Source organism: Haloferax gibbonsii ATCC 33959 (genome assembly GCF_000336775.1).
Classification (GTDB): domain Archaea; phylum Halobacteriota; class Halobacteria; order Halobacteriales; family Haloferacaceae; genus Haloferax; species Haloferax gibbonsii.
This window is the reverse complement of record NZ_AOLJ01000027.1, coordinates 93,112-118,870: the sequence shown is the minus strand read 5'-3', so window position 1 is coordinate 118,870 and position 25,759 is coordinate 93,112. Positions and strand designations below refer to the sequence as shown.

Below are 25,759 nucleotides of genomic sequence, written 5' to 3'. Positions count from 1 at the left end.
GTCTAGTGCGGCTGGGTACTGACGGTGTGACCGAATCGTATGGACTCCCTTATCGCTGCGATATCGCAGGGGTCAATCCGTGGCAGATTGCAGTGCCCGACACCGAATCGAAGAGATGGACCTTACTTCGGTCGAGGACCACGGTTACCGGTTCGTCTTCCTGAATCAAACTGTCGGGTTCGACGCTCATCAACAGTTGGTCGTTCGACACTGTCTCTTCGATTTGAGTCTGAACGTCGTCTTCGAGTTTTAAATACACGAATACCTCGTCACCCATCGGTTCTAATACGTCGCTCACAGCCGCGATTTCTTCCGTCGGACGAGCGAGCGAGTGCACAGCGTCGATTGGGTAGACGTCCTCGGGACGGACACCAAGGGTGATGTCGTCACCAAGTGAGACGTCCAGGTGACTGGGTTCGAACTCGACGTCGAAATTCTCGGCCTCGAAGCCGTGTTCGGTGATCGTTCCTTCGACGAAGTTCATCGATGGTGAGCCGATGAAGCCCGCGACGAACATGTTGGACGGTTCGTTGTAACACGTGAGCGGCGGGTCGATCTGTTGGAGTTCACCCGAATCGATGACCGCGATGCGGTCGGACATCGTCATCGCCTCCGCTTGGTCATGCGTGACGTAAACGATTGTCGTCTCCAGTTCTTTATGTAGACGCTGGAGTTCGGTCCGCATGTGGACGCGAAGCTTCGCGTCTAAGTTCGCCAGCGGTTCATCCATCAGGAACACGTCCGGGTTCCGAACGATAGCCCGGGCAATAGCAACGCGCTGGCGTTGCCCACCGGACATCTCTTCAGGCATCCGATCGAGCATTCCCTCTAACTGGACGATGTCGGACGCTCTCTCGACGCGGCGGTCGATTTCCTCCTTCTCGTAGTTACGGAGGCGGAGTCCGAAGCTGATGTTGTCGTAGACATCCATATGCGGGAACAGCGCGATGTTCTGAAATACCATCGCGATTCCTCGGTCTTTCGGTGGCAGGTTCGTCACGTCCTGCTTCGAAATCAAGATGCTGCCGTCTGTGGGCATCGTCAGCCCCGCGATAATCTCCATTGTCGTCGACTTCCCACAACCGGATGGACCGACGAGACAGATGAACTCGCCGTCGTCGAGGTCGAGATTCATGTTGTCGACTGCCGTTACGTCACCGTAGCGCTTTGTCACGTCGTTGAGTTGGATTTCTCCCATGAGTTACTCCTTGAGTGCGCCAGCGGTTAGGCCGCTGACGATCTTTTCTTGTGCGAACAGGACGAGTACCGCGATCGGAAAGACCCCGATGATACTTGCTGCGGCGAGCAGGTTGTAGGGGGTGGTGAACTGCTGTTCGAAGATGATCGACGAGATTCCCCATACGAGTGGGGACCAATGGTCCGCGCTCCCGTCGGTCATGAGGAACGAGAAGAAGAACTCGTTGTACACCGTGATGAAGGTCAGGACTCCAACAGTGGTGAGTCCGGGGAGCGAAAGCGGCATGATGACCCTGTAGAGCGCACCCAACCGAGTCGTCCCTTCGATTCGGGCCGCGTCTTCGAGTCCGTCCGGAATCTGACTGTAAAACGTCGTGAGGACGAAGATGGCAAACGGGAGCGTGAGTGCGCTCAGAGGGAACGCGACGCCGAGTGGCGTGTTGTAGAAGTCGGGCGTCTGGATGCCTAGAATCGTCATGCTCCCGGTCAGAAGCCGAAAGAGTGGCAGCAGGAACGCCGCGGGAGGGAAGTAGGAGATAACGAGGATGATCAGCATCAGTGGGCGCTTCCCGCTGAATTCGTATCGACCGAACGCGTAGCCCGCGACACTCCCCAGCGATATCACGACCGCCGTGACCATCAAAGAGATGAGGACGCTGTTGAAGATGTAGCGGTGAAGCGGGAGTTCCTGAAACACCTGCGCGAAGACGGCGAGGTTGTAGCCCTTCGGAACCAGCCCCATATTCGATATGAGTTCGTTCGGCGTGAGTGCGAGGACGAAAAGCCAGTAGAAGGGAAACAGCGTCGTCAGGACGAACACGATCGTTCCACCAGTGAAGACGAGCCGGTTGGCGTCTGCCGGGCTCCTGAGTGCAGTCTCAGAGAGCTGTTCGAGCGTCGTGTTGATTCGATGGAACATCAGACGACCTCCGACTTGGTAAACGCGAAGTATCCGAGCGTGACGAGTCCGATGAGCGCTGCGGTGGTGAACGCAATCGTCGCCGACGTCCCGTAGTACCGCGATTGGAACGTACTGACGACCATACAGGACAGCGAAGGGACAGTATTACACCCAACCATGACCTCGATGACGCCGTACACCCGAAGTGCTTGGATTAGTCTGAAAAGGATTGCGACCCCGAGAATGGGTGCCACAAGTGGCAGCGTGACGTGCCTGAATCGCTGCCATCGTGATGCACCCGCGACTTCCGCGACTTGGTATAGGTCACGGTTAATGCTCTGTAGCCCCGCCAAGATCAGTAACACCATGAAGGGCGTCGTCTTCCAGATGTCCGCGATAATCAATAACAGGAGCGAGTCCTGTGTGCTGGTGAACGGGGTCGCCGAAATGAGCCCCAACCCGTGCAGGATTTCCGAGCCGAACCCCACGGTCGAGTTGAACATAAGGTAGAACATCGTTCCGAAGATGACGATGGGGACCGCCCACGGAAGGATCAGTACGAGCCTGACCCATCGTCGCCCACGAAACTCTTCGTTGAGGATCAGTGCCTGAGCGAACCCGAGAAGCGTCTCTATAGAGACGCTCACGCCCGCGAAGACGACCGTCACGATAAGCGCGCTCTTGAGCGGTTGCGAGAGGCTCACGAACGGCCGTGGCATCAGCGCGTCGAGTCCTCCGGTAAAGAGGTCGACGTAATTCGTGAACCCAGCGAACTCCCCAATCGGGTCGGGAGAGACGATACTATCGGCGTGAAGCGATAACTCGAACGTATTTACGATGGGCCAGAACGCCACCACCGCTAGGAGCAAGAAGACGGGAGACAGCAGTACGTACACGAACTGCGTGTCTGAAAGTTGCTCAATACGGAGCGTCACCGCTCTCAGCGGGCGACGCCACGGTACGGAGTCCAGTTTCGTGCTCATGAGTGTCTGTGTTGTTCTCCGTCGATTGACTTATTATTCATTTTTCAGTTCCATCATGTGTGTGTTTGCATCTAACACTGTTATTGGCTCAATCTCTCTTCGATATCTGCGAGTTGCGACTTCAACGTCCCCATCGCCTTCGCTGGGGTCGCATCTCGTGCGAGTGTCGAATTCACCTGCGATGCGATCTTCGCAGATTCGGGATTCCACGCGATCGTCGCAGGACGCGGTATCCCGCGTTGAGCGTGGATTTTGATTACGTCCGTGTATCGGCCCAAGACCGGCGCGTTCTGGAAGCGCTCAGTATCGAGCATACTGAGGTTCGGCGGGACGACCGACGCGTTGAAAAGGTGGTAACGGAACTCGACGTTCCCGATCATGTGGGTGAGGACTTCGACCGCGGCGTCGATCTTCTTCGAGTGTGGGTTGATGTGGTTCGAGTAGCCGCCGATGAAACTCCGGCCGATGCCGCCGGTCCCATCGTTCTTCGCCTGGGCTTCTGAGACGCCCGAGGGGATGGGCATCACGCCGAGGTCCGTCCCGTAGTTTTCCTCCGAGCCCGACGTTTGCCACGCCTGCGGCCACGCGCGAAGTGCGACGCTATTGCCGTTGGCGAATACCGTTCGAGACTCGGGTTCGGTGAACTGGAGCACCTGTCTCGGCGAGATGCCGCCCGTGTAGCCGTCCAGCGACTGTTCGTCGTCCTGTCCGTGGATGAACGTTCGAATCATCCTGAGACTATCCAGAACCGGACTCTCGTCGACCGTGATCGGCCGCTTACCGACGGGGCCAAAGAGGTTCTCACGGCCACCGAAGAACGCGCCGCCGAAACTGGTCAGCCACTCGTTGAAGTTACACGCAGAGAGACCCTCGTAGGCTTTCGCCTGAAACACGAACCCGTGTTCGGTCCCAGTCCGTTGTTGCGTGTCGGCGACGATTTCGGAAAAGCGCTTCCACGTCATCGAGTTCTGTGCCCAGTTCTCCCCCTCGGGGTCGTATCCGGCCTCGGTCACCAGGTCTTTTCGGTAGAGCAGCCCGGGAACGTCGGTGGAGAACGGAATCCCATAGAAGTCACCGTCTGACGACCGAACAGTCGGGAAGAGCTGTGAGGCGTAGTTTTCCGTGACGACGTCGAGTTTCTCCGAGGGAAGGTTCTCGCTCAGGTTCAGGAACTGCTCCTGTGCGACGAATGGAATCGTGAACGCCGTGTCCGCCGCGAGAATGTCCGGTTCGGTTCTCCCCGAGGATAACCACTGCTGATACTGAGAGCGGATATCGCCGGGGGCGGTCCCCGGCAGATCTTGATGTTCGAGGTAGATATCTTCGGAGAGACCAGCGTCCCACAGCGCCTGCCGGAGTTCTGGCATCTTGTCCGCGATCCACGGATAGACTGCCCACTTGATGACCGTCTTTCCGGACGCGTCAGTCGATGATTTCGTCGTTCCAGTCGTCGTTTCTGATTCGCCCGCACCGCCAGTACAACCGGCTAGCGCTGACGTAACCCCCGCGGTACCGACCGTGGCGAGAAACGAACGGCGCGGAATCGCGGTGTGAGTGTTCACGCTACTAGCGTTGCTGCTGTCTTCGAGCATATCCACTATGTCAATTTACAACATACATCATAAATGTTGTGGATACTGGTCACGAATGTCGATATCCGAACCGTCGAATCAATGTGAAGGCGAGAGTGTGAGCCCCGCACTCACTAATGCCTGTACTTAGTAGTGCAGCGAAAAGTAAGTCTCCACCCGTGTATGTTCTCACGACTCCAAAGAACGGCCGCTTGGGTGGGTGTGTGGTGGTCTGACTATGGCTCGACAGACGCAGGGTCGGCGGCGTTATCGGGGGATGCGTTCCTCTCGGTCGGGGAACTCGGGGAAGCTGTTGTGCGGTTCTTTCTGGTACCAGTACGAGACAGCAGACACGTCGTCGGACCGCTCGAAGTACGTGTGAGTCTGGGGATGATCTCCGATCTGCTGGACCTCAACGCGGAGGTCCTCCGTGAAACGAATCGGGTCGGGGATGTGCCATCGATACATGCCGTGACTTGGGGGTCGACCGTGGCCGTCGGGTCCGTTACCCGTGTCGTGGAAGGGGTATCCCATGAACGCCGTCGAGTAAGTCTTCGGTCCGCCGTAGTCGGAATCGTCATAGCCCCACGCGCCGCCGACGTAGTCTTCGGTTCCGGTTCCGCAAATTGTGGGGAACTCGTCGTCACCGTCGATGTAGAACTTGACCTCGCCCTCGCCGTACCAGTACCCCGAAAGCGCGGTCCACGCAAGATACGTCCCGACGTACTGCCCCGCGCCCTCGATATCGTCGACGATCGTGAAGTCAACTCCCTTGGTTGTCGGGTTCTCACGCCGCCACTGCGCGTGGAAGTAGCCCGTGTCTTTCGGGAGTTCCGGAACCAACGAATAGTCGATCTGGTAGAAGAACGGCGCGATGTCGGTCGGGTGTTCTGATTCGATGGTAATCTTCGCGTGGTCGCGAAACGGCATCGGGAAATAACAGTTGAACCCGATGTCCGGGACGCATACGACGGGCATCGATTCGATCTCACACCGTTCGGCCAGGCCGTTACAGAAGAAGTCGCCAAAGGGGACCTCAACTGACGGCTCGTCTTCGTCGTCCCAGTACATCCGCAGGACGAGGTCGCGGAACACGTACTCGCTGACGTCCGACTCGTCGAAGACGGTGAACCAGAGGTGGCGAATAACGCCCGGGCCGTCGATCTCGGCGAGCGTAACCGTCTCTCCGGGAGCGATGTTGTCGATACAGGGGCTCCCTTTTCGACCGGGGCCGAGGTTGCTCGACGCTTGTCCACCGGCACCGACCGCACCGCTCGGGTTCTCAGCGGTGATCGACCGACTCTGTTCTTCTTCTATAACCTGTGCAATGCTGTCTAGTCCGAAGCCTGTTTGCATACGGTATCCCGCTTCTCTCGTTTTAGCCAACTACATATAAACATTTCTCTCAATTCGGCTGATTGGAGGGGATCCGATAGTCGATAATTGTAGTGAGAGGCGTTTAGTAGACTGATTTCAGCACTGTAGCTGTCGAGGTCGTTGACTCCTGGTCATCTACCAACGATTGTTATATTTTAAGTCCTTACTTGGTGTGATGTTCACACATGCCGTGTTCCTTGTATTGTACGCCCGTGCAGCACCACACATAGAAGCGGGACAATGGCACGTATCAGTCCGACATGACAGAGCTAACTCTGTAATGAGGTGCTAAAATACCGCTCGTTCCACAACCTACACAGCAGGTGTGAAACCCAGATTAACCGTCTTGAGAACGATTCTGCGGGGCACAACGTTTAATACTCACTCGAAACCAGAGGGTGGTATGTCAGCACGTCCTGTAGTACTAGATGAGTCCATTGCATTTGTGACGAACGGGAGGCTCTCATCTGAACAGACACACGCACTCGATTGGCTCCGACAGACGTGTACCGCCACCTCGATTCGGCTCTCTTCGCTGGCCGAGGCCAACCTCTCGGAGTACTCGGCGCTGTGGTGGCACGCCGATACGCTCCTCGACGGAGCGCCACAATTCGAATCTGAAGCGGTTCGCTCAGCACTCGTCTCGTTCCTCGATAATGGCGGTGGGCTGTTACTCTCACTCGGGGCTGTGGAAGCCGTTTCGTGGCTCGGCATCGAACCGACGAAGCCAGATGTACTCGCTTCGACCTCACCCGATTCGGATGGGTATCTCCGTTCAGCAGTCTTCACTGACCACCCACTTTTCGATGGGTTCGATGAATCACTTCGGGTGTCTGTCAATTCCACTCCAGCGAGTGCATCAGTGAGATACGATCGATGGACACCACAGCACGCCGATGTACTTGCGGCCAGGTTCGACCCCGACACCGACACCGACCACCCGGATCAAAAGACGATATTCGAGTGGACTCGTAGCGACGATTCGGGCTCCGTCATTGGGATCGGTCAGTCATTCTCGTTTTCCACAGGTGACGACGTGACAACGCGGCTCGCGGAGAACGCACTCCGGTACGTCACTGAAGTGGATCCTCACAGTGCGGTCGGCAGACCAAAGGGCCGAACCGAGTTCACCGCGATGCGTTCCGCAGTTCCAGACGAACGACACCGCCCCGCTTACCACTTCACCCCACCTGCGAACTGGCTCAACGACCCGAACGGGCTCGTCTACTGGGAGGGTCGCTATCATCTCTTCTATCAATACAACCCCGCAGGGCCGTACCACGGCACAATTCACTGGGGACACGCTGTCAGCGATGACCTACTCTACTGGGAAGACTACCCAGTTGCACTCACCCCACAGCCCGGTCAGTCGGACGAAGACGGCTGTTGGTCCGGCTGTTTCGTCGATGACGGCGGTGTCCCACGTGTGCTGTACACTGGAGGGAGCGGGCAGGACCAGCTCCCGTGTCTCGCAACGAGTGAGGACGATGACCTTAGGAGGTGGGAACCCGACCCGAAGAACCCCGTCATCACAGGCGTACCGGCCGAAGCAGACGTCCTTTCGACGGTCGATTGGAACGCCGAGTTTCGGGACCACTGCGTCTGGCGCGAAGACGGATCGTGGCTGCAGCTGATCGGGTCTGGAATCGCTGGCATCGGGGGTGCCGCACTCCTTTTTCGGTCGGACTCCTTGCGAGAGTGGGAATACGTTGGTCCACTTGATATCGGTGACTGGAGAGTAACCGGACCAGTGTGGGAATGTCCCGAGTTCGTTCCACTCGGCGACGACTACCTGCTTCACGTCTCCGACTACTCTACGGTGGTGTACTTCGTCGGCACGTACGACGACCAGCAGTTCGACTCGCACACGCACGGGGTGCTCGATAACGGGAATTTCTACGCGCCACAGTCGTTTACCGACGACGATGGTCGACGGGTTATGTTCGGTTGGCTCCCGGAAGACCGGAATCGTGGTGCGCAGTGGGACGCCGGGTGGTCCGGTGCGATGTCGCTCCCGCGACGAATCAAGCCGGGGCCGACAGCACACCCAATCATCGAACCCGCCTCAGAGGTAACCCTGCTCCGTGGACGCCACGACGGATACGCCGATATTCGTGTGACGCCCGACGGGTCGGACTACATTGAAACAAGTGGTGACACACTGGAACTACAGGTGACTATCGACCCGTGTGACTCACACGAGTTTGGGCTTATCCTCCGGCAGTCACCCGATGGTTCCGAAGCAACGCAGATTCAGTACGACCGTCTCCACCGGACGCTGACCGTCGATCGGTCGACAGCAAGTCTCGATACTCGTGCCAATGATAGTCCACAATCGATGCCGGTGGACTTGACCGAACAAGGTATGGTCGAACTACAAGTGTTCTTAGACCGATCTGTCATCGAGATTTTCGCCAACGGGACGCAGTGTCTCACCTCACGGGTTTACCCCACGCGCGACGACAGCGTTGGTGTCGATCTCTTCGCGGACGACGGACATGTTCGCGCGTCGCTCGAAATCTGGGAGATGGCGTCGGTATGGGAGCCCAACAAACGGACAGAACGACCTTGAACCTCGGGTTAACCGACCAGATATGGCGTAGAATTTGCGGCACTGGCTAGTTAAGGCAGTTTGGCGAACGAGCAGGTCGGTGGGTTAATTGGTTAGAATGCTCGCAGACCTTGCTCAGCAGTGTTTTTCGACGGTCATAAAGAAACGTGGAAGCGTGAGCGGGCGGCGACCTCCCAAACTCGCAGAGCGAGTCTGTGGGCTCGAAAGACCCAGGTGCGTCTTTCGAACGTGACGAGACGCAGAGCGTCTCGTTCGCACTTCGTAGAATCAGAGATTCTGCGGATTCATCGGAAATCACTGGTTTCCGAGACACCAGAACGCTCTGCGTTCTAGGGACACCCGTCAGAGTGTTCGCCGTCCAGCTCCACGCGACCAGCTGTTCACTCAGAGAAACAATACTGGTTCTTCGCTATATCGGCGTTAAGAGCCGTCATCAAAAATATCGGGATTGACATTTCCCATCGCTGATGGTAGTCGCAACCGACCTGAAGCAACGCCGAAACGGGTTGCGGCCAACGAGATCGCTGTCAACATCAGTTGACAGTGGTCTTGATTGAACGATACAATTGACATCAAGACTGAGTTGATTTTCGATATCGGATTAGTTGCCAGTATGGGTCTGACTCGACTGCTGGGTTCACCCCCTGTCGTCCGAAGAAACACGATCTCTCAGAGATTCTGTTTCTCGTTGATTGCTCCGTGTATCTGGCTGCTGTCCCTCAATTAGGATTGAACGGCCGGCTCGACTATATCGAGCAAAACCCCATCGAAAATGGTTTCACACCCTCAAAAGAGAGTCAATCGCGTGGATAATTCGTAGGTGGTAAGCCATAGACGCATATGCGAATCTCATACAATTTGTACAATACTATGGCGCCCAGCGATTACATCAAGCACTCATTGGACGAATACCGATTAATGTAGTCAATAAATAGATATTGGCGTGTAGATTGACACGTGAAATATTTCGTTGGCATTGCCTGACGGGTCTGCCTGATTGCGAACCCAGACGTTGTGCTACAGCCCGATTCCCTCCAATTCCCAGACTTGCATCGCTTCGACAGTCACGCCCCCGTCTGCCCAGAGGGCCAGCCCGGTCGCGTCCGGTCGGGTGGGATATACTCGGGTAGTAACACTTTTTCGTGATTGGACGTAGCATTCGACCATCGACTTATCGAGGAACAGGCGTAGTCTCAGGGTCTCACCATCCAGTTCGAACTCCCCACTATGAACTAGCGAGCTTCGCTTCGCCAAGCCAGACCGAACGTCGACGTTACTGCTGTTCTCCTCGCGGTGGACGTAGATGTGCTCACGCTCCTCGTCGTAGTAGATGAGCGTCCGTTCTTCTCCGTCGGGACTCTTCCGAAGCTCGATTCCATACCTCGATGCACCGTCTGAGTCGATTTCGAGCAATATCTCCAGGGTATCTCCTGCAACCCCGATTAGTTCCTCGTTGGCCGACCGCAAGGTTTGATCGGAAACGTCGAGGAGTTCCGTTTGGCGCAATGAGGTGAGTTCCTCGATCGGGTCGATTCCAAGTTGGTCGTCGTCGGTTAGGTACAACTCTAGCGGGAGTCCTCCGTTGTGCGCCCACCCCGCGTCGAAGTGGTCCTGCGGTCGTCGCTGATCCTGAGCGATGGTGAACAGGATGCAACGGCCCGTCTCCGGGTCCCGCATTGCACTCGGCCCCGTGAATCCAAAGTCGCCGTAGTCAATTCGCTGGGGTTCTTCATTGTCAGGAACGAACCGGTAGTCGTCCGCATCCCATTCGCCGAGCCAGTAGTACACCTCAACGTCGGCGCCCGCTCCAACCGGACTGATGATGAAGACGTGCTTCTCGTCGCCGTCGCTATCTTCCCCGAGTGATAAGAGGATTGGGAGTTCCCAGACGGTCCCTAGCTCGGGGTACTTGTCATGGCCAATCTGGAAGAGATGACCTTTGAATTGCCACTCCTCCAGAGTCTTCGATTCGTACACAAGAGCAGTTCCGCCACCGCCTCGTACCCCTGCACCGACGAGACAGAGCCACCGTCCGTCTTCACGCCAGACGTACGGGTCGCGGAAATCATTCTCCCGAAGCCCGACTCTGCGTGGTTTCTCAATGGTGACCTCGTTTGTCTTCTCCCACTCGACGAGTTCGGAATCGGTAGGGTCTGCCGGTGTCGCAGTCGCCACGACTTGGTCCGGCGTGTTCGCCATGTTTCCTGCAGTGTAGAACAGAACCGGGTCTCCATCCTCGTTGTACGTCGCGTTCCCTGACCAGATACCATCAGGATCGAGGTCAGTCGGTCCCGGTGAGAGCGCGACGGGGAGATGACGCCAGTGAACGAGATCGTCACTGACCCAATGTCCCCAGTGGATGTTCCCCCAGTACGGTCCCTTGGGGTTGTGCTGGTAGAACAGATGATACTGCCCATCGTAGTACAGCGGTGCGTGAGGTTCGTTCATCCAGTGCCCGGGAGCGATAAGATGGTACTCGGGACGGTGGTGATCATCGCTGTACAGAGACGGGTCCAAACCAATCTCTTTGACTCCCGCTTTGGGCAGATCTCCATCGTGTTGTGAGCGAATTTCCTCGTAGTGTGAGGCTATCTGGTCCTTTGTCAACGCGTCCTCGTAGAGTGCCAGCTCGTCGATCAACCCGTTGAACATACCGACGTCGAAGACGCCACCGGCCGTGTTAGTCTGATGTGCCTTTTCGGTTGGTTTGTTGCTCTTGCCAATCAAGAGGGATACGTCCGCATAGGATATTGGTTCCGACTCACTGAGGTCGTTCGATGCAACTTTGGTACCATTTACGAACACCGAGACAGAGGAGTCGTCGCCATCGAAAACGCCGACGATGTGCGACCACTCGTATGTTGGGACACACCCAGAAGCGGTCGACGCCTCGGCGGTATTACTACCCAACCCGACACGGAACGAACACGACCCGTGTGGCCCGAGTCCGAATTCAAACCCTTGGTCGTTCCAGAGTGCGTGTTGGCTGACGACGGCCTCTAACCGGTCAGTTCCGTGACTGCCGTGTGATCGAGGTGCGACCCATGCCTCGACCGACAGTTGGTCATTGGTATCTCCAACGCTGTCGAGAGTTGTCTCGATACTGGTTGAGTATCCATCAAAGAGAAGACAGGAATTCTGAACACCGTCACGCCACTGTAGTGAACTATTGGGCTTGTCCTTCGTCTCAATGGCCACGGACGTAATCGCAGCAGTCGTTCCGGAGTTAGTTTCTGAGACTTCTGCCCCGGCTCCCTCGTTGAATGACCACCGGGCGACTGGTGTTGTCCCCGTGTGGGTGTTACTATTGCCTGGCATGTCTAGGGCTTCGCGGAGGCTCCCCTAATAGATAAGCATTAACACAGGATCGAAACTCCTAGCGATATTCGGATTCACCGGTGTGATGAAGTTGAAGATTCAAAACCGAGCCACAACCGACGTCCTCGCCTAACGTTACCTTATACTGTGAAAATCAACATTGGCATAATCCCTGTTTTGGGCGTCTCTATTGCACAGAGACAGTGTGAATTCACTCAGTAATCAATCGTTTCGTTCAATAGAAGTGGTTGATAATTTACCCAGGATGATTGTACACCAATCACCGGAAATGATGATCCAACGGACAAATACAACTGCGACTGGGGATCAGACCAATAGTTCCCCGACCTGAGCACGACGCAAACGCACTGAAGGTAAAACGTGCGAATCGGTCGTTGGGGTAGAGTTACAAAAGTAAGACTGTAATGGAAGTTGCTGTTGGTGACCGCAGTAGATATCAGATATTCAACAAATAATCACGTTGTGCGGATGCGAGTGTCCGATTTCATTGTGGGGTCTTCTCCGAGGAGCGCAGACGACTTCCTCTACTGAGTGAAATGTATTGACAGAGGTGATACACCACTCTGGTTAATCAGTTAGTGAGTGAACGTAGGGGCTCGAAGGCGTAGAACACCATTTTTGAACAGTGCTTCATAATTTTCACAGTAGCAATTAACTACCTTAGCAATCATGAAGAATACGCTTTCACAGGCGGTGTGAAAAATCTGCAAATCATTCTATAGCGCACTAATCACGTCTTAGAGACCCTCCAGGTTCTCTGATTGTTCGCGCTTTCGGCATCGGTACAGAATGTAGCTAATTGGAATCAACACCGCGGTGAAGATCATGAGATCGATTTTAATCAGGATACCTGCCGCCGAGTTCGGATCGACGAAAGGAAACGTGGCAATAGAGACGAACAACAGGAGTACTGCGATTACTAGCATCAAGAAGAATTGTGGTCTGAGGTCACACAACGACTCCCAGACGTTGTCCGGTATTATTTGAGGCATACTTTCTGTGTGCTTGCCCGCCCTGCATAAATGTGACCCGAGAGCGAGATACAACGTCCAAACCCGGACTGTGTCCACGTTATTCTCCCGAGAAACGTCATCATCATAAATTATAAGTAATAAGCCTCGAGATCTCGCTGGTATGGTGAAGCATGACGGCAGTGAAGAGACTAGTGGCGGGTTTGCGCACCGTCGACAGATTCTCAAAGGACTTGCAACAGCCGGTCTCGCTGGATTGGCAGGGTGTAGTACAGATGGCGGCAGAATCACCACTAGCGATGGAGGTAGCGGAGGTGGCGACGACGGTGGTTCCGGGACAGCCACTCAAACGGGTGGGGAACCACGGGACAACTACCTGAGTGTACAGATGAACACCCGGCCCGATCAAGTCAACTACAACCCGTTCGGAAAGCAGGCAATGGGTCCGCTCGCCAAGATCGTCTTCGAGATTGGCGCCAAGTGGTACCCCGACGAGGAGAAGTGGGTGCCGTTGCTCATCGAAGACTGGGAGTACCCCTCGACCATCGCACAAGGAGAGACCGTCCAGTTCAACCTGCACCCGGACACAACGTGGGTCAACGGTGATCCGTACACCGCACAGGACTTCGTTGGCCAGATGCACTGGCGGAAGGAGAACAACGACTCAGTCTGGGAGTTCATCGAAGGTGTCGAACAGACGGGCGATCACACCGTCGAAATGACCTTCGCGCAGAAAATCGACACCCGACTGTTCGAGAACGCACTCATCGGGATGGGTGACGCTCCGACAGTATGGAACTTCAAATACGATGTCTACAGCGACTACCTTGAGCGACTGCAAGACGCCTCTGGAAGCAAGGAGCGTAACGCTATCCTCCAGGAAGTATCGAACCTGAACTTCTCACTTGACGAAGCAATGGAAAAAGGCCTCGCGAACGGTCCGTTCAAGCCAAAACAGGCCTCGGCGACCAAGCTCATTCTCGAGAAAAATGAAGACTACACGAATCCGCACATCACGGCGGACGACTTGAACTTCAATCTCATCGAGGGACTGCCGATCGACTCACCACAGAAGAAGCTCCGGTCGCTCCGGAACAATGAGGCCGATTCGCTCCACAACACGGCCTTCACTTCGGCACAGAGCGATCAGGTCCCCGACCACTACGAGGGCCTCACCTACTTCACCCATAGTGGGGGTGCGTTCTGTTTCAACTGCCGTCGCGAGCCGTTTGACAACCGCAAAGTCCGGTGGGCGCTGTCGAACGTCTGGCGAGCGGGCCACGCAACGCTCATGCAGAACCTCCCGCTCTCGGACAAGAACAAGGACACCGTTCCGTTTTCGGCGGGAATGTCTGGTCCACTCGTCGAGAAGTGGCTTGGCGATCGCAAGGACGACTATATGCACTTCGACGGTGGGACCGAACGTGCTGCCGAACTCCTCCGCGGTGAGGGATTCACTAAGGAGAACGGAAAGTGGTACAAACCCGATGGCGAGCAGTTCACGATCACGTTCAAGGGAGCGTCCTTCCACAGCAACCGAACACAGACCGGCGCTCAGTTGCTCACAGACTTCGGGATCGAGACGAAGGCTCTGGTACAAGAACCCACAACGTGGTTCAGTAAGACGACCGCGAACCGTGACTACGATATCACGAACTGGTGGGTCGGCCAGTCGGTCGCCATCCCGTACCAGGGTCTGTTCGGGACGCTCGTTAACTCTGCGTGGGTGACAGCGTATCCGCTCGGTGTCGAGTCCGTCTCGTCGTGGGAAGGTGAGAGCACGAGCGAGTTCATCGTGAAAGTCCCGCCCATCGGAGAGCCCGAGGGAGAACCCCGTGAGGTCAACATCAAGGAACGATTGTCGAAACTGGCAGCCGCCCAGACTGAAGACGAGAAACGCCCGCACATCCAGGAGATTGCCTGGGTCTGGAACTGGATGGACACCTACTGGGGCCCGTGGTTGCTCTACCTCGCTTCCGAGTACTACGACACCAAGGATTGGCAGTGGAAAGACAAGGAAGACCCAATGATGAAAGCACCAACTGTGCAGGACTGGCCACTCCGACTTGGTTACCCCAAGGCGAAGACGAAATAATTCGAGACGCAAACTCGGACTACACGCACAACACGCCCGGTCGACAGTAGAGACGACACCACAAGAAGCAACACCAATCCCCGCAGCACTACACATTTCGCACGTGAACACAATGGACGACAACAGAACCAGCAGTCACACTGTTGGTTTTCTAACAATCGGTGAGAGAACCGCAGAACAGCAGTACGCACAGACGTTCCTCGACTCATTCACAACCGTCGAACCCGTCGCATTCGGCTCCATCGAGTCGAAGGAAGACATCGCCAAATACGACCTGCTCTGGTGGCATCGGGACGCCCCTATCTCTGAAGAGACCCTACCTGAAGACGCGCTCTCGGCGCTCACGGCCTACGTCGAAGGAGGTGGTGGGCTGTATCTAGGACTCTACGCTCTCAATGCCGTCGACCGACTGGGAATTGACCCACACCCGCCGGACCACGTCGAAGCGACGTACGTCCCTAACCACACCTTTGGGCAACAGCCAGCCGGATTCCTCATCAAAACGCGGTTCGAGGAATCGTCGGTCTTCGCTGAGTTTTCCGGCCGTCGAGTCCACACACAACGCTCACGGAAACAAAGCGCGCCGAGGCTTGTCTATCGCGACCGAGTCCCACGAAATGGAGACGTACTAGCAAGTAGCGTCGTCGGCGAGCAAGACAGGCCCGCCGAGAACTCAATTATCGCTTGGAGTCCAGGTCGCGGTCGAGTTTTCGGTGTCGGTCAACACCTTGTATTCTCGGAGCTTTCCGAGCCGTACGAGGATACCGTCAAAACACTCGTCTCGGGTCTGGTCTCTCATCTCGGTAACTCCGAAGCGGAGAAGTTCAGCGGTCGCCCGAAGACCCCCGACGAGCTCGCCGAGATACGGACTGAATTGGACGGTGATGCCCACCGACCGACATACCACTTCGCGCCACCAGCGAACTGGATGAACGACCCTAATGGTATCGTCGAGTACGATGGAACTTACCACCTGTTCTACCAGTACAATCCCGCGGGACCGTACCATGGGTCGATTCACTGGGGACACGCGACGAGCGACGACCTCGTCTACTGGGAAGACAGGCCGGTGGCGCTAACACCCGACCTCGACGGCCCGGACAAAGACGGGTGCTGGTCAGGGTGTACCGTCTTGGATGATGGTCAGCCCACCTTCGTCTACACCGGTGGAAGTGGCGGCGACCAGACGCCATGCCTCGCGCGTGCGATCGACGACTCGCTCGACGAATGGGAGAAGCATCCCGGTAACCCGGTCATCGAGGACATTCCCGAGGAACTCGGAATACTCTCGAACGACCAGTGGAACGCGGAGTTCCGCGACCACGACGTCTGGCGGGAAGACGGTACTTGGTACCACCTCATCGGAACTGGGCTTGAGGACGGTGGAGGTGCTGCTATCCTTTACACGTCCGACACACTCACCGAATGGGAACTCGTCGGCCCGCTTCTCGTCGGTGACAGACACGAAGACGGTCCGCTCTGGGAGTGTCCCGAACTCCTGGACTTCGGCGAGAGTCAGGTTCTACAGGTGTCGAATTACGACAAGGTGGTCTACTTCGTCGGAACGTTTGATGGCACGTCGTTCGACCGCCGCGCAGATGGCACAGTTGACCATGGAAACTACTACGCCGCCCAGTCCGTGCCTCATGGTGAGGACCAGTACCTGTCGTGGGGATGGATTCGTGAAGACCGTGACGGTGCGGCACAGTGGGACGCCGGGTGGTCTGGTGTGATGTCCCTACCTCGTGTCCTCTCGCTCGACGAAGACGATACACTTCGCGTACGGCCGACGCCTGAAGTCGAGGCACTCCGTGGACATCACCAATCGCTGCCGAAGCAGACACTATCTCCCGAGGACAGTGTATTTCCGGAGACTTCCGGGTCAGCCTTAGAGATACAGGTGACGTTTGAACTCGGCGACGCCGAGGCGTTTGAACTTGTCGTCGGTGAATCACCCGACGGAGCCGAACGGACACCCGTCCGGTACAGCTGTGAAAACGAACTAGTGGTGGACCGGTCTGCATCCAGCGAGTCCAAAGCGCCCTCGTCGAACTCACAGCGTATTCCGTCCATTTCGACTGACGATGGACTGGTCACGCTACACGTCTTCGTTGACGGGTCCGTGGTTGAACTCTTCGCTAACGAGCGTGAGAGCCTGAGTAGCCGTATCTACCCCACACGCGAGGATAGCACTGGTGTCTCGCTGAACGCCGTCGGAGGAGACGTAGCAATCCACAACGTTGACATCTGGGAACTGGACCCGGCGTTCTCACCCGACGATGGAAAGCTAGCGTACCAGCAGGCGTCGCCCACAAACAGCGGGATGGACTGATCATGGACCACTGTCCGACAGCAGTTCGAATGGAGGGCGGTCCGACGGGCCGGGAACTCCCTGTCGTCTCCCGTTGTGTTACCTGGGACACCAGTAATTTTATGATATAGTACATGAACGATTTGGACGTCCGGAGAAAGTCACAGAAAGCGTGAAAAATCTGAGCAAGACAGGAGATCCATGAACTATTACGTAAAGCGGTTAGGACGGTCACTACTCACACTAGTGTTAGTTATTACAATCACCTTCGGGTTGACGCGGCTGATGCCCGGAGGTCCGGTTGAGTACATGCGGGCACAACTTCGAGCCCAGAATCCGAATCTCTCGACCGAAGAGATCAACCAGATGGTTCAGGCGTACGTCGGTGTCAAACCTGACGAACCGCTACCGATGCAGTATCTCAACTACCTCGTGCAGGTATTGCAGGGTGACCTTGGTCGGTCGACGTTCTATGACCAGCCGGTGGCATCGATCTATGCAAACGCCATCCCTTGGACACTGTTCGTCCTCGGGACGGCACTGATAGTGACATTCGTCATTTCGGTCACGCTCGGTGCCCTATTGGCGTATAAAGAAGGAAGCAGGGTCGATACGGTGGTTAGTTCGATCTCGGTTATCATGAATTCGGTGCCGTACTACATCGCTGCCATCGTGCTCATCGCCGTGTTCGTCACGTGGCTCGGGTGGTTTCCCCTGTCGGGCCGGAGCAGTATCGACATCGCACCAGGATTCAACATCCCGTTCATCCTGGACGTGACCAAACATGCTGTCCTCCCGATGCTCTCGGTCATTCTGACAGGTTTCGGAGCACAGACTCTCGGAATGCGTGGAAACAGCGTTCGTGTCCTTGGTGAGGACTACATTCGTGTCGCTCAGCTTCGCATGCTTCCCACTCACCGGATCGCCATGCGGTACGTCGCACGAAACGCGATCCTCCCTATCTACACTGGGTTTATTATCCAGATCGCGTTCATTCTCGGCGGCTCGGTCATCCTCGAAGAGATCTTCCGGTACCCTGGTGTCGGCTTCTACTTCTTCAACGGCATCAGTTCCCGTGACTACCCGCTGATGATGGGTGGCTTCCTGCTAATCTCGGTGGCCGTCGTTCTTGCCGTGCTCATCGCTGACCTGACGTACGGAATACTCGACCCACGTGCGAGCTCTGGAGGTGGCGACAGTGAAGCGTACTGACGACCGCGCTCTCCACGAAAGCTCGGACACGGCTCAAACCGACGGTGGTACACCGGAGATACCACTGACCAGTGTCTCGGCCGAAGAAGTGACGCGGACAGACCGCCTCGAAGACTACCTCGCACAGCGCTACGAGACGTTCCTGCTCGCGTGGTCAGACTGGCGATTCAAGCTTGGACTGCTCGTCGTCGTCACCTTCGTACTGATGGGGACTGCCGGTGTGATGCTCGTTCCTAAACCGGCGTACTCTGACGGCGGCAAATGGGATGCCCCGTTCGCGGGAACCGAGAACCTGTTCGGGACGAATCAGTTCGGGCAGGACATCCTGGCGATGCTCATCCACGCGACACCCGCGATGCTCCTGATGATCATCGGTGGTGCCGTCTTCGCAACAGGTATCGGTGCACTCGTCGGGATCGTGTCCGGCTACAAAGGTGGCCGCCTCGACGAGGTTCTGATGACGATCTCTGATACGGCGATGATGCTCCCAGGCCTCCCGCTTATCATTGTCATCGGTGCTATCTGGGAACCCACAAACCCGTTCATCGTCGGGATTCTGGTGTCGATCAACGCCTGGGCGGGGACAGCACGTGGACTACGTTCTCAGGTTCTCACGATTCGTGAGGAGTCCTACGTCGAAGCTTCACGGGTGATGGGCGTCTCTACACCCTCCATCCTCAGAAAGGACATCACACCTCAACTCCTGCCACTGATCCTAGTGAACTTCGTGATGTCGGGTCGAGGTGTCATCTTCAACTCTGTTGCACTCTACTTCCTGGGTGTCCTGCCGGTCCAAAACGTGAACTGGGGCGTGATGCTTCAGCAAGCGTATGAAGCAGGGGCTGTTACGTCGCCTACCCTGTTCTACACCATCTTGTTCCCGTTGTTGACCATCGTCATCCTCTCGTGGGGCATGATCATGCTCTCACAGGGACTCGACAGGGTCGTCAACGTCCGCGTACGTGCCCGCCACGAAGGGGGGCCACAGGAATGACGGGCGAGACCGTTCACAGGCAGCTAGCGACTTCGGAGGTAAGTCATGAGTAAAACAATCCAGCACGAGAGAGAATCGGACATGAACGAGGAGACGATCCTCGAGATACGGAACGCATCGGTCACGTTCGACATGGACCGGGGGACCTCACGGGTCCTCAACGACGTGTCGGTAGACGTGAAACGAAACGAAATCCTCGGCATCGTCGGCGAATCTGGAAGCGGAAAGTCAATGTTTGCCGACTCGATGCTGAACGCTGTCGTCGAACCCGGAAACCTCTCGGGGGAAATCATCTACCACCCGGAAGACGGTCAGCCAGTTGACCTTGCGAACGCAGACAGGGAGACGATGGAGAAGTACCGCTGGAAAGAGGTCTCGATGGTGTTCCAGGGGGCGATGAGTTCGTTCAACCCCACACAGAAAATCAAGGACCACTTCACTGAGACGATCAAGGCTCACGACCACAGCCTCAGTGAGGGGATGGCGCACGCACGAGAGCTCCTCACAAAGCTCCACCTTGACCCCGAACGAGTGCTGAAGTCGTACCCACACGAACTCTCTGGTGGGATGCAACAGCGAGCACTCATCGCGCTCTCGCTCGTGTTGAAGCCTCGCGTCCTCGTGATGGACGAGCCAACGGCGGCACTCGACCTGCTCATGCAGCGGTCGATCCTCGGACTCCTCGCCGAACTTCAAGAGGAGTACGGGCTAACGGTCGTTTTCATCACGCACGACCTGCCACTCGTTGCTGGACTGGCAGACCGTATCGGTGTTATGTACGCCTTCGAGTTAGCCGAGATCGGCCCCGCGGACCAGATGCTCGAGAACCCCGCTCACCCGTACACACGAGACTTGCTCAATGCGGTGCCGAATCTGAACACGCCGCTCGACGAGATGAAACCGATTGAGGGGTCCAGTCCTGACCCAGTAAACGACCACACTGGCTGCCAGTACGCCTCACGCTGTTCGCTCGCCACCAGCAAGTGTCACTCGACCGACCCGCCGTTCGAGCAGGCGGGCGATGACCACGAGACAGCCTGTTTCCACTGGGAGCGAGCACGTGAAGAAATTCCGATGGCGATACACGACGACGTCCCTACCTCCGACTTCGCGGTTCAAGGGAAGCAGTCGGCAGAACCAGTCGTCACCCTCGACGATGTCGACGTCCACTTCGAAAACAAGGGTGGGTTCCTCTCGCAACTTCGTGGCGAATCCGAGACGGTGTACGCGGTCAACGACATCGACCTTGACATCTACGAGAACGACGTTGTTGCCCTCATCGGTGAGTCTGGCTGTGGGAAGAGTACGCTCGGAAAGACGGCGATTGGTATCCAACGGCCAACCGACGGTTCGCTTGACTATCGGGGACAGGACGTCTGGGAGACCAGAGACGGGGGGAGCGGAGACGTCTCTTTCAATGAGATACGTCAGTCACTCCAGCTTATCCACCAAGACCCCGGGAGTTCGTTGAACCCGAACATGAGTGTTGCAAAGGCACTCGCAGAGCCGCTCAAGCAGGCACAGTCTGACCTCTCGTTCAAAGACCGTCGCGAGCGCATCCTGGGGATGCTGGAGTACGTCGGGTTGACGCCGGCGAAGGACTACGCCGAGCGGTACCCTCACCAGCTCTCCGGTGGCGAGAAGCAGCGGGTGGCTCTCATCCGGGCGCTGTTCATGAACCCCGACCTCATCTTCGCTGACGAAGCTGTGTCGGCGCTAGACGTCTCGCTGCGTGTGGAGATGATGGACCTGATGCTCGAACTGCAGGACCGGTTCAACACCTCGTACCTGTTCATCTCGCACAACCTGGAGAACGCTCGCTACCTCGCAGGAAAGACCGACGGACGTATCGGTGTCATGTACCTCGGGAATATCGTCGAAATCGGTCCAGCGGAGGAGATGATTGACAACCCGAAACACCCCTACACGAAGGTCCTACGGTGGTCGACGACCGATGTCGACCCAGACGAAGACGTCGAGGAGCCGCCGATCCGGGGCATCGACATCCCCGACCCGGTCGACCCACCGAGCGGGTGCCCGTTCCAGACGCGCTGTCCGAAGGCTCGTGAGCAGTGTACGAAGGAAGCGCCGTCGCTCGAGGCGAGCAATGTAGACGGCCACTCAGTCGCGTGTTTCCGTGAGCAGGATGGTGACCATCCGTACTGGGACAGCGAGCCAGTCGAGGAAGTCGACCTCGAGACCGACATCTTCGGTCCCGACCTCCCGCCGGCAGCACGTCCCGAGACCGATACGGGGTCCGGTAGCCAAACAGCAGACGACTAACGACACCGTCCGGTTCCGTTTCGGGTCATCCAAAACCTAGCGAAACAGATGCGCTGCGCTCTTTCTCAGGGCGGAGTGTGTTTGTGCTCACCCGATTTTAATTTCACGCGGTAGTTCGGGGGTATCGGTGGTCCGGCACGAGACACCGATTGAGCCAACGTGGTCGTCATTGCTGACGTACCATGATTGGACCGACTTCGTCGCAACTAACTGCGTAAACGTTACCGGTCTCGCTGGAGTGCTGCGACGGCATCTCTGTCAGGGAGTGCTTCCATTGCCCCATGAGCGGTCGTTGCCCTCGCTGCGACGGCGTTTGCGAAACTAAGCGCTTCTTCGAGCCCCTGTCCTTCGACGAGTGCGGCAATACAGCCTGCAGTGAAGGCGTCACCTGCACCCGTCGTGTCCACCTGGTCGACCTCGAACCCACCGTGGCTCACCGACGTACCGCTGTCAGTCCATCGTGCCAAGTCAGTCGTCGATGCAAACGAACCCTCGCTACCGAGTGTAATCAAAGCAGTATGAGGCCCGTGTTCGAGAATGTGCTCCGCGAGTTCGTCTGCGTCACCGTCGACATCCATCTCTGCCATATCCTCGGGCGTTGCCTTCACTACGTCGGCGTACTCGAACGCTTGATACATGGAGTCTGCATAATCGAACTCAGTCCACCGCTCTGGACGCGCATTCGGGTCAAACGAGACCGTAGAGCCGGACTCTGAAGCTCTCCGTGCGAGGTCAAAAATCGCGTCACGGCTGGGTTCTGCATCGAGTGAGAGCCCATCGAAGTGAACCCACGATATCGAGTCTAGTGTCTCGTCCTCTACTGTCCCAGGTTGAAACCGCGTCTCAGCGGAATTACTGTGGTAGAACGTAAACTCGCGTTCTGCGTCTTCGCCAAGATTGACGAACGCTAGACCGGTCTTGGCGTTTTCATCTCGTTCGACGAAGTCCATCGGAAGTCCCACTGACTCGAGCGTCTCAGCGAGGAAGTCGCCGAACGGACCACTACCAAGCCGAGTCCAGAACAGTGGTGTCTCCTCTAAGTGTGATAGTGCAACAGCAACGTTTGCAGGAGCACCGCCCGCACAACGAGTGAATTCTTCGACATGCGCCAATTCTCCGGTCTCTGTAGGGAGAAAGTCAATTATCGTCTCCCCAGCCACGAGTACATCGGTCATGATTCACCCAACAGTGCGGGGGGAGTTGAAACCATAGGAGTTGGCGTGATTTTCCATCAGACCATTTAGTACGGGGACTGCTAATCAGTGGGCAATTTAATGTAGTATGAGGCCACACAGTTATTCACATACATGGCAACTACCGAGTCACTCGACAGCAACACAGATTCCAGAGCGTTGTCCGCTCTCTCAGAGTATACCCCAGTTCTGTATTTTATTGGGTCCGTTCTCGGCATCCTGTTTTTAGGATATGCCGTCGATATACTGGCCGGACCGCTGAACGAATCCACGGTACTTGCACATCAGATATCTGGCTTGCTAGCAGCTGTAGCACTTGTCCTCGCTATCTGCGGCGTCTTGGTGGCTGTGCTGTGGGCAGGCCTGTTCATCTCGAATCGATAACGTGTGAACTCCACGTACTCCTGGAAAGATAGAGGAAAACAACCGTTCAAATCGTAATTGATTCTTAGAGTGTGGTGAGGTCGTCGTGCGCAGACAGATACGAGCGGAGTTCTTCCACATCTGGAACCGATTGATGTTGTTTGTAGTACCCACTCAAGGCGGTTGCGAGTGCTAACGAACTCTTCTCGGTGAGTTCTTCGGTCAATCCGATAGCGAACCCTGCGGTAAAGTGGTCCTCAACAGTCCCCTCTTCTGCAGGTTGCGCAGTACGCGGTAAGAGAATCTTGTGCGGGTCGCCCCCAGCAGCGAGGACAGACTCGCGGGTCGTTGTGATAGCAACGCGTGAGACGTCGAGTGTGCGACGGAGCTCAGCAGCCATAGGTGGGAGTGCTCGCTGACGACGAGTGTCAGTCTCGTCGAGGAATACCGCACCGAGATGCTCTGCATCGTCTCGAGTCGCTACGACAGTCACATCTGCAACGTCGTTGAGAGCGCTCAGTGAATCGATATCCGAACGAAGTGTCGTCTCTCGGAGATGGTCGACACTGGAAATTGGAATGAGGAAATCCGTCGGCGGATTCGAGAGCTGTGGATACACTTGCTCACGGAAGCCCTCCCAAATCGTCGATATCTGTGGGAACAACGCCCATCCACCAATGCTTACAACGTCCGTCCCTTCGAGGTACTCGACCATATCATCGAGCGGGACGTACTCACAGAGAGTTTCCCAATTGAGTGCTCTGTGGGTTCGAGAATCTGTGAACAGAACCTTTCCATCACCAAACTGGAGGTATTCAGTAGAGGTTGGTTGCCCGAGGCTCAGTAGGTTGGCGTCAGTAAACGTCTCAGAGAACTCATCTCTGACCGGTTGGCCAAAGTAGCCGATGAGTTGGACGTCGTACCCAATAGACTCCATGGTGCGACCTGCATGCGCTGTGTGGCCGCCGGGGACTCTCTCACTCTCCACCCACTCGAACTGGAGCGTTCGGTCAGAGAGCGCCGCGCGGGTGAACATCTCACGAACGGTGTCGAATTCACCGATCTCATCGTACATCCGTTGGCTTTTACGCTCACCCACGAGCGTACGTATGTGGTCAGTGTATCCATCGAAGCCAACGACGACATTAGCCGGAGAGAGTTGCTCGGGGAGTTCTTCTAAACACGCCTGAAAAGATGCTGCTGTCTCCTCCCGGAGAGCTTTGATAGTCCGATCGTCTCTCTCTTCGAGAGAGATCTGATGCGCTTTGAAGTCCTCACTTTCGGATTTCCAGTCACCCACAGTCACGCGCTTGGTATCACCGTCATCACCGACCTCGACGTCTAGTTCTACGTAGGCGACGTCATCATACTCGGAATACGTGAATCCAGCGAGAACGCCAGTCTTAGTGACTTGGTCTCCGGAGAGATTATCGTAGCCATCGAATGTGACCGCGAGTGATTCGAGTGGAACGTCTTTTGCGAGCATCTGCAGGTCAGCGAGACAGTCTCTGAGTCGAAAGTACTGCGTCGGAAGTGACGGTGTACTTTCGTCAGCTTCAGACGTAATCGGTGTAGCCAATGGCCAGATGGAATCAGAGAGGAACCGATCGAAAAGAAACGCGAGTTCAGAGTCGGTTACGTAGAATCCTTCTTGCTCACCGCTCCCAGATACAGGTGGCTTTGGCCAAAAAAATCCGCTATTCCGGTCGATGGTGAGGACGAACGGCTCGCTCCGTGAGGTTCCACGGATGTGATTCGTCACCTGTTCAATCTGGCCACTCCTGAAGATTGAACCGGTATCAAGCGTCTCTGGATTAACATCCGAGACGACTACTCGGACCTGGACATCGTCCATAGCCAATAAATCATCTTCGAACTGGCGCAATCGATCCGGTGATGCCAGTAAAAAAACCGTGTTCTCAGCTGTTGCAAACAGCTCTGACACGTATTTTTCGATCGTGGAAATGTTCTTGAACTGTGCCACGCCGCTCTCGATGTCAGAGACTGTTTTGTGGAGTTCGTCAAGCCGGTCTTGCACACGTCTGATCTGCGTTTGGATTGGTCCGAGTGTCTTGTTGGGTTCGACTGCGTACGCCTTCTTCGGATAACTGTCGTCGAGTTCGATGAATCCCTCACTGCGGAGTGTGTCGACAATGTCATACACTCTCTGTTTCGGAACACCACTCGTCTCTGCTATTTCTTTCATTGACTGCTTGCCATTTCTAACAAGTGAAAGGTAGACGAATGATTCGTACTCCGACATGTCTACGTTCCGCTGCAGAGACTCCCTGATGGCAGGCTCATCCATCTTTCCCGGATCGCTCATATCAACACTTCTTACCCCCACGGCATAGTCTTTTGTGGCAAACCGCATGATGAATTCACCAGACGCGGGAA

The 25,759-nt window shown here is 56.1% G+C and carries 15 protein-coding genes; 7 read left to right on the top strand and 8 right to left on the bottom strand.

The features are described from left to right. Positions 1-49: 49 nt before the first annotated feature. The 5 genes from C454_RS18080 to C454_RS18060 form a co-directional block, all read right to left on the bottom strand. Complete coding sequence (locus tag C454_RS18080) at positions 50-1,198, bottom strand: ABC transporter ATP-binding protein (protein ID WP_004977807.1); 1,149 nt, start codon at positions 1,196-1,198, stop codon at positions 50-52. 3 nt (positions 1,199-1,201) lie between these two features. Then, complete coding sequence (locus tag C454_RS18075) at positions 1,202-2,116, bottom strand: carbohydrate ABC transporter permease (protein WP_004977804.1); 915 nt, start codon at positions 2,114-2,116, stop codon at positions 1,202-1,204. Beyond that, a complete protein-coding gene (locus C454_RS18070; RefSeq protein ID WP_004977803.1) occupies positions 2,116-3,081 on the bottom strand; it encodes a carbohydrate ABC transporter permease in 966 nt (321 codons plus the stop codon). The genes C454_RS18075 and C454_RS18070 overlap by 1 nt, the downstream gene beginning before the upstream one ends. A gap of 80 nt (positions 3,082-3,161) precedes the next feature. Next, positions 3,162-4,448, bottom strand: coding sequence for an extracellular solute-binding protein (locus C454_RS18065; RefSeq protein WP_004977802.1), 1,287 nt, complete (start codon positions 4,446-4,448; stop codon positions 3,162-3,164). Positions 4,449-4,919: 471 nt separating this feature from the next. Next, on the bottom strand, positions 4,920-6,008 hold the full coding sequence (locus C454_RS18060; RefSeq protein WP_004977801.1) for a glycoside hydrolase family 172 protein: 1,089 nt from the start codon (positions 6,006-6,008) through the stop codon (positions 4,920-4,922). 424 nt (positions 6,009-6,432) lie between these two features. Here C454_RS18060 and C454_RS18055 point away from each other — a divergent pair, with 424 nt between their 5' ends. Continuing rightward, positions 6,433-8,601 carry a glycoside hydrolase family 32 protein gene (locus C454_RS18055; protein ID WP_152421560.1) on the top strand — a complete coding sequence of 723 codons (2,169 nt, stop codon included), beginning with the start codon at positions 6,433-6,435 and terminating at the stop codon, positions 8,599-8,601. A gap of 1,017 nt (positions 8,602-9,618) precedes the next feature. On the opposite strand, the gene C454_RS18050 is transcribed toward C454_RS18055, so the two are convergent. Further along, positions 9,619-11,919 carry a GH32 C-terminal domain-containing protein gene (locus C454_RS18050; protein WP_081605258.1) on the bottom strand — a complete coding sequence of 767 codons (2,301 nt, stop codon included), beginning with the start codon at positions 11,917-11,919 and terminating at the stop codon, positions 9,619-9,621. Positions 11,920-13,074: 1,155 nt separating this feature from the next. On the opposite strand from C454_RS18050, the gene C454_RS18040 reads away from it, so the two are divergent. The 5 genes from C454_RS18040 to C454_RS18020 all read left to right on the top strand — a co-directional run bounded on the left by C454_RS18040 (position 13,075) and on the right by C454_RS18020 (position 21,806). Beyond that, positions 13,075-15,006, top strand: coding sequence for an ABC transporter substrate-binding protein (locus tag C454_RS18040; protein WP_204365856.1), 1,932 nt, complete (start codon positions 13,075-13,077; stop codon positions 15,004-15,006). Between the two features lie 112 nt (positions 15,007-15,118). After that, positions 15,119-17,338: a glycoside hydrolase family 32 protein gene (locus tag C454_RS18035; protein ID WP_004977796.1), complete on the top strand. Its 2,220-nt coding sequence runs from the start codon at positions 15,119-15,121 to the stop codon at positions 17,336-17,338. Positions 17,339-17,518: 180 nt separating this feature from the next. Then, complete coding sequence (locus tag C454_RS18030; protein WP_049905276.1) at positions 17,519-18,529, top strand: ABC transporter permease; 1,011 nt, start codon at positions 17,519-17,521, stop codon at positions 18,527-18,529. Next, entirely contained in the window at positions 18,516-19,523 is a 1,008-nt protein-coding gene (locus C454_RS18025; RefSeq protein ID WP_152421559.1) for an ABC transporter permease, read from the top strand. The genes C454_RS18030 and C454_RS18025 overlap by 14 nt, the downstream gene beginning before the upstream one ends. 45 nt (positions 19,524-19,568) lie before the next feature. Further along, positions 19,569-21,806 carry an ABC transporter ATP-binding protein gene (locus tag C454_RS18020; protein WP_004977793.1) on the top strand — a complete coding sequence of 746 codons (2,238 nt, stop codon included), beginning with the start codon at positions 19,569-19,571 and terminating at the stop codon, positions 21,804-21,806. A gap of 221 nt (positions 21,807-22,027) precedes the next feature. Here the strand turns inward: C454_RS18020 and C454_RS18015 are convergent, their stop codons facing one another. Continuing rightward, complete coding sequence (locus C454_RS18015; RefSeq protein ID WP_049905275.1) at positions 22,028-22,981, bottom strand: carbohydrate kinase family protein; 954 nt, start codon at positions 22,979-22,981, stop codon at positions 22,028-22,030. Between the two features lie 132 nt (positions 22,982-23,113). On the opposite strand from C454_RS18015, the gene C454_RS20465 reads away from it, so the two are divergent. Further along, complete coding sequence (locus tag C454_RS20465) at positions 23,114-23,383, top strand: hypothetical protein (protein ID WP_152421558.1); 270 nt, start codon at positions 23,114-23,116, stop codon at positions 23,381-23,383. Positions 23,384-23,447: 64 nt separating this feature from the next. Here the strand turns inward: C454_RS20465 and C454_RS18010 are convergent, their stop codons facing one another. Then, a complete protein-coding gene (locus tag C454_RS18010; RefSeq protein WP_004977791.1) occupies positions 23,448-25,688 on the bottom strand; it encodes a TrmB family transcriptional regulator in 2,241 nt (746 codons plus the stop codon). Positions 25,689-25,759: the final 71 nt, after the last annotated feature.

Bases quoted from the DNA above. Each gene is read 5' to 3' on its own strand.
- C454_RS18080 (WP_004977807.1), bottom strand. From the start codon at position 1,198: ATGGGAGAAATCCAACTCAACGACGTGACAAAGCGCTACGGTGACGTA.
- C454_RS18075 (WP_004977804.1), bottom strand. From the start codon at position 2,116: ATGTTCCATCGAATCAACACGACGCTCGAACAGCTCTCTGAGACTGCA.
- C454_RS18070 (WP_004977803.1), bottom strand. From the start codon at position 3,081: ATGAGCACGAAACTGGACTCCGTACCGTGGCGTCGCCCGCTGAGAGCG.
- C454_RS18065 (WP_004977802.1), bottom strand. From the start codon at position 4,448: ATGCCAGAACTCCGGCAGGCGCTGTGGGACGCTGGTCTCTCCGAAGAT.
- C454_RS18060 (WP_004977801.1), bottom strand. From the start codon at position 6,008: ATGCAAACAGGCTTCGGACTAGACAGCATTGCACAGGTTATAGAAGAA.
- C454_RS18055 (WP_152421560.1), top strand. From the start codon at position 6,433: ATGTCAGCACGTCCTGTAGTACTAGATGAGTCCATTGCATTTGTGACG.
- C454_RS18050 (WP_081605258.1), bottom strand. From the start codon at position 11,919: ATGCCAGGCAATAGTAACACCCACACGGGGACAACACCAGTCGCCCGG.
- C454_RS18040 (WP_204365856.1), top strand. From the start codon at position 13,075: ATGGTGAAGCATGACGGCAGTGAAGAGACTAGTGGCGGGTTTGCGCAC.
- C454_RS18035 (WP_004977796.1), top strand. From the start codon at position 15,119: ATGGACGACAACAGAACCAGCAGTCACACTGTTGGTTTTCTAACAATC.
- C454_RS18030 (WP_049905276.1), top strand. From the start codon at position 17,519: ATGAACTATTACGTAAAGCGGTTAGGACGGTCACTACTCACACTAGTG.
- C454_RS18020 (WP_004977793.1), top strand. From the start codon at position 19,569: ATGAGTAAAACAATCCAGCACGAGAGAGAATCGGACATGAACGAGGAG.
- C454_RS18015 (WP_049905275.1), bottom strand. From the start codon at position 22,981: ATGACCGATGTACTCGTGGCTGGGGAGACGATAATTGACTTTCTCCCT.
- C454_RS20465 (WP_152421558.1), top strand. From the start codon at position 23,114: ATGGCAACTACCGAGTCACTCGACAGCAACACAGATTCCAGAGCGTTG.
- C454_RS18010 (WP_004977791.1), bottom strand. From the start codon at position 25,688: ATGAGCGATCCGGGAAAGATGGATGAGCCTGCCATCAGGGAGTCTCTG.